The sequence below is a fragment of the Aeromicrobium alkaliterrae genome (genome assembly GCF_039529015.1).
In the GTDB taxonomy this organism is placed as follows: Bacteria; Actinomycetota; Actinomycetes; order Propionibacteriales; family Nocardioidaceae; genus Aeromicrobium; species Aeromicrobium alkaliterrae.
Window position 1 is genome coordinate 856,287 of record NZ_BAAAME010000002.1, and the last position, 5,323, is coordinate 861,609.

At 71.8% G+C, this 5,323-nt stretch carries 5 protein-coding genes; all 5 read right to left on the bottom strand.

The window, feature by feature from the left end:
• Positions 1-36: 36 nt before the first annotated feature.
• Positions 37-2,913, bottom strand: coding sequence for a translation initiation factor IF-2 (gene infB, locus ABD127_RS05385; protein WP_344198512.1), 2,877 nt, complete (start codon positions 2,911-2,913; stop codon positions 37-39).
• 138 nt (positions 2,914-3,051) lie between these two features.
• Positions 3,052-3,372, bottom strand: a complete 321-nt coding sequence (locus ABD127_RS05390) for a YlxR family protein (RefSeq protein ID WP_344198514.1) — start codon at positions 3,370-3,372, stop codon at positions 3,052-3,054.
• Positions 3,369-4,400, bottom strand: coding sequence for a transcription termination factor NusA (gene nusA, locus ABD127_RS05395; protein WP_344198516.1), 1,032 nt, complete (start codon positions 4,398-4,400; stop codon positions 3,369-3,371). Before nusA ends, ABD127_RS05390 begins: the two co-directional genes overlap by 4 nt.
• 1 nt (position 4,401) lies before the next feature.
• Positions 4,402-4,863, bottom strand: a complete 462-nt coding sequence (gene rimP / locus ABD127_RS05400; RefSeq protein ID WP_344198518.1) for a ribosome maturation factor RimP — start codon at positions 4,861-4,863, stop codon at positions 4,402-4,404.
• A gap of 87 nt (positions 4,864-4,950) precedes the next feature.
• The coding region (locus tag ABD127_RS05405) for a hypothetical protein (protein ID WP_344198520.1) at positions 4,951-5,323 on the bottom strand (373 nt) is incomplete at its 5' end.

Here is a 5,323-nt window from a genome sequence, read left to right on the forward strand (position 1 = left end):
GCTGCGGACCCGGGCCGGACACCGGGTGTGCCTGTGTCAGGCGCGCGGCTTCTCGCGGAGCTCGAAGGCCTCCACGACGTCGCCGATCTTGATGTCGCCGTAGCCCTTGATGACCAGACCACACTCGAAGCCCTCGCGGACCTCGCTCGCGTCGTCCTTCTCACGCTTGAGGCTCGACAGGTCGAGGTTGTCGGCGACGACGGCGCCGTCGCGCAGCAACCGGACCTTGGCGTTGCGCTTGATCGTGCCGCTCGTGACCATGCAACCGGCGATATTGCCGATCTTGGACGAGCGGAAGATCTCGCGGATCTCGGCCGTTCCGAGCTGGAACTCCTCGAACTCCGGCTTGAGCATGCCCTTGAGCGCGGCCTCGATCTCCTCGATCGCCTGGTAGATGACCGAGTAGTACTTGATCTCGACACCCTCCCGATCGGCGAGCTCGGTGGCCTTGCCCTGCGGACGCACGTTGAAGCCGATGATGACGGCGTTCGACGCGGCGGCGAGATTGACGTCGGTCTCGGTGATCGCACCGACACCACGGTCGATGACGCGCAGCGCCACCTCCTCGCCGATGTCGATCGCGGCCAGCGAGTCCTCGAGCGCCTCGACCGAGCCCGAGCCGTCACCCTTGAGGATGAGCAGGAGCTCGTCGGTCTCGCCCTTCTCCATCGAGGACATGAAGTCCTCGAGGGTCCGGCGACCGCTGCGCTTCGCGAGCAGCGCGTTGCGCTCGCGCGCCTCACGCTTCTCGGCGATCTGCCGCGCGATGCGGTCGTCGTCGACGACCATGAAGTTGTCGCCGGCGCCGGGCACCGAGGTCAGACCGAGCACGAGGGCCGGACGCGACGGTGTCGCCTCCTCGATCGTGTCGCCGAACTCGTCGAGCATCGCCCGGACACGACCGAAGGCCGAGCCCGCCACGAGGGTGTCGCCGACGCGCAGCGTGCCGCGCTGGACGAGCACCGTGGCCACGGGACCGCGACCACGGTCGAGGTGCGCCTCGATCGCGAGGCCCTCGGCGTTCTGGTCGGGGTTGGCCCGCAGGTCCAGCGACGCGTCAGCGGTCAGGACGACCGCCGCGAGGAGGTCCTCCAGACCCGTCCCGGCCTTGGCCGAGACGTCGACGAACATCGTGTCGCCGCCGTACTCCTCGGGCACGAGACCGTACTCGGTGAGCTGGCCACGCGCCTTCGACGGATCCGCGTCGGGCTTGTCGATCTTGTTGACCGCCACGACGATCGGCACACCGGCGGCCTTGGCGTGGTTGAGCGCCTCGACCGTCTGCGGCATGACGCCGTCGTCCGCCGCCACCACGAGGATCGCGATGTCGGTGGCCTGGGCGCCACGGGCACGCATGGCGGTGAACGCCTCGTGACCCGGGGTGTCGATCAGGGTGATGGCGCGCTCGACGCCGTCGAGCTCCGTGGCGACCTGGTAGGCACCGATGGACTGCGTGATGCCACCGGCCTCCTTCGCGACCACGTTGGAGTTGCGCAGCGCGTCGAGCAGCTTCGTCTTGCCGTGGTCGACGTGACCCATGACCGTGACGACCGGCGGACGGGCCGCCAGGTTGCTGTCGTCGCCCTCGTCCTCGCCGAACTCCAGCGAGAACGACTCGAGCAGCTCGCGATCCTCGTCCTCGGGCGAGACGATCTGGACGTCGTAGTCCAGCTCGGTGCCGAGGAGCTGCAGGGTGTCGTCGTTGACGGACTGGGTGGCCGTGACCATCTCGCCCATGTGGAACAGCACCTGCACGAGCGACGCGGCGTCGACGCCGACCTTCTCGGCGAAGTCGGTCAGCGAGGCGCCACGCGCCAGGCGGACGGTCTCGCCGTTGCCCTTGCGGACCCGCACGCCACCGATCGCCGGCGCCTGCATCTGGTCGAATTCCTGACGCTTCGCGCGCTTGCTCTTGCGTCCACGACGCACCGGACCACCGGCGCGACCGAAGGCACCCTGGGTGCCGCCACGACCGGCGCGGCCCGGAGGGCCTCCGCCGCCGGGACGACCGGCGAACCCGCCGCCACCAGCGCCACCGCCGGGACGACCGGCGAAGCCGCCGCCACCAGCGCCGCCACCGGGACGACCCGCGCCGCCACCGGCACCGCCGGGACGACCACCGGGACCGCCGGAGCGACCACCGGGGCCGGGGCGACCGCCGGGGCCACCGGGACCACCGGGGCGCGGCAGGCCGGACTGCTTGGGCATCATCGCCGGGTTGGGGCGCGGCATGCCCGGACGCGGGGCCGCGCCACCCTCACGGGCGGCCGGCGGACGCGGCGGGCGCTCCTGCTGCATGCCCTGCTTCGACGAGAAGGGGTTGTTGCCCGGACGAGCGGACGGGCGACCAGCACCCGGACGCGGCGCACCACCGGGCGCACCGCCCGGCGTGGCGCCGGAGGTGCCGCCGGGACGAGGTCCGGGACGCGGGGCCGCGGGGCGGGGGCCGGGCGACGGAGCCGTCTGCGTGGCCTCCGCAGCCTCGGCTGCGGGCGCCTCGGCGACGGGCTCGGCCACCGGCGGGGCCGGCTCCGGCTCGGGCTCGACCGCAGGCGCGGGGGCGCGCGGTCCCGGGCGGGGACCGGACGGACGCGGTGCGGCCGCAGCGGGCGCCTCGGCAGCTGCCGGAGCAGCCTCGGCCGGGGTGGGCTCGGTGGGCACGGTCGCCTGGCCCGCACCGGACTCCACCGTCTCGGTGGGGGCCGTGGTGGGCTCGGGCTTCGGGGCCGCCTTCTTCTTGCTGCCCTGGGCGCGCAGCGAGTCGCCGTGCTCCTCCTTGAGGCGGCGCACGACGGGGGCCTCGACGCTCGAGGACGCCGACTTCACGTACTCACCCATGTCCTTCAGCGTGGACAGGATGATCTTGCTCTCGACTCCGAGCTCACGTGCGAGCTCGTGGACTCTGACAGCCACTGTTCTCCTTCATGGGGTCTGACCGACCCCCGAAGGGCGGATCAGACCGGTTGGACGTGCAAATTCATCGGAACGAACTCATCGAGTGCTCATGAGCAGAGTGCTCCGCTTCCGGTTGGGGGGCTGGGCCCCTCGTGGTCAGGTCGTGGTGGTCCCGGGCCCGGCCAGGTCGTCGATCAGGTCGAGGTCGAGCTGCCCCTCCACGTGGAGGGCCCGCCCGAACGCCTTGCGACGCCGTGCCAGGTCCAGACACGCGGGATCGGGGTGCAGATGCGCCCCGCGTCCCGGCATCGACCGCCGCAGATCGGGCGTGACCACCGTGGTGGTGTCGGCCCGGACCGCGACGAGGCGGACCAGTTCGGTCTGGGGCGCCCGCTCTCGGCAACCGATGCACGTGCGCCAGACCGTTCTCGAGTCTACCCCGACATCGGTGAGGCGTCGTCCACCGGTGTCGTTCACGGGGCGTCGACGGGTGCGGTGTCCGAGCGGATGTCGATGCGCCACCCGGTCAGCTTCGCGGCGAGGCGGGCGTTCTGGCCCTCCTTGCCGATCGCGAGCGAGAGCTGGAAGTCCGGCACGACGACCCGGGCCGCGCGGGCCGACTCGTCGACGATCGTGACGCTCGTGACCCGCGAGGGCGACAGCGCGTAGCCGATGAACTCCGAGGGCACGTCGCTGTAGTCGACGATGTCGATCTTCTCGCCGTGCAGCTCGTGCATCACGTTGCGCACGCGCGAGCCCATCGGGCCGATGCACGCACCCTTGGCGTTGACGCCCGGGATGGTCGCCTTGACCGCGATCTTCGAGCGGTGACCCGCTTCACGCGCGATCGCGACGATCTCGACCGAGCCGTCGGCGATCTCCGGCGCCTCGAGCGCGAACAGCAGGCGGACGAGGTTCGGGTGGGTCCGCGAGACCTTGACCTTCGGGCCGCGGGGCCCCTTCTCGACGTCGTAGACGTAGGCCTTGATGCGCTCGCCGTGGGCGTACTTCTCGTCGGCGACCCGCTCGGTGGCCGGCAGCAGCGCCTCGACCCGTCCGAGGTCGATCAGGACGTCACCGGGAACGCGTCCCTGCTGGATGACGCCGGAGACGATGTCGCCGACCTTGCCGGAGAACTCCCCGAACGTGCGGTCGTCCTCGGCCTCGCGCAGGCGCTGCATGATGACCTGGCGCGCGATCGCGGCGGCGGTGCGACCGAAGTCGTCCGGCGTGTGGTCGAACTCCTCGCTGAAGCGCGGCGCGGGCGGTGCCGCGGGCTCCTCGTCGTCGTCCGTGGGCTCGACGGGCGGCGTCTCGAGGCGCTCGCGCACCAGCACCGAGACGTGGCCCGTGCGACGGTCGAGGACGACGCGCGACTGCGGCATCGCACCGGGCACCTTGTGGTACGCCGAGAGCAGGGCCTGCTCGATCGCGTCCACGACGACGTCGAAGGAGATGTCCTTCTCGCGCTCGAGGGCGCGCAGGGCTGTCATGTCGATGTCCATCTCAGCCGTCCTTTCGATTCAGCTCGACCTGCACCACGGCGGTGCGGATCTCGGAGTAGGGCACCTGGCGATCGACCTTCGCGACGGTCACGGTGGCGGCGTCGTCGTCGGCTCCGACGATGCGGCCGACGAACCGGTCGCCGTCGATCGGCGTGATCGCGACGAGGCGCCCGGTGTTGCGCTGCCAGTGCCGGGGCAGCGTGAGCGGGCGGTCGGTGCCGCGCGAGGTGACCTCGAGGGTGTACGCGCCGGCCCCGACGGCCTTCTGGGCCGCCTCGTCCTCGTCGAGCGCCACGGAGATCTCGCGCGTCAGCGGACCGAGGGCGTCGAGGTCGACCCCGTCCTCGGCGTCGACCACGATGCGGAGCATGCGGCGCTGGCCGCCGCCCAGCGTGACGTCGTCGAGATCGAGCCCGTGGGCGCCGACCACGTCGCGCACGACGTTGGTGATCCGGTCGTCCATCGCGTCTCCTCGCCCGATTGGGTCATGGGTGATCGCGGTGCCGAGGTCCGATTGTGGGGTTCGATTGTCGGCACCTGCGAGCAGGTGTCAGCACCACCCTACCGCCCACGGGTCGGCTAACCTGCCACCGTGACGCGCCGACGAACCCTCCTCCTGGGAGGTGCCGCTGCCGTCGGTGTCGTGGCGGTCGGAGGCGTCGCGGTGACCGGTCGGCTCGACGACGTCGCGCGCGAGCTCGGCCTCGATCCGGTGCCCCAGCCGGCCGAGGGCGACACGGCGCTGCTCGCCGAGGCTGCCCGCGACCAGGCGCGCCTCCTGGCCGTCGTCGGCAGCCTCTCCCCCGCTCTCACGACCCTCCTGGCGGAGCATCTCGACGCCCTCGGCGGCGCGGCGCGCGCTGACGATGTCGGCCATCGCGAACCCGAGCTCGCGCAGGCCGGCGTGGCTGGCGGCCGAGACG

Bases quoted from the DNA above. Each gene is read 5' to 3' on its own strand.
- nusA (WP_344198516.1), bottom strand. From the start codon at position 4,400: ATGGACATCGACATGACAGCCCTGCGCGCCCTCGAGCGCGAGAAGGAC.
- rimP (WP_344198518.1), bottom strand. From the start codon at position 4,863: ATGGACGACCGGATCACCAACGTCGTGCGCGACGTGGTCGGCGCCCAC.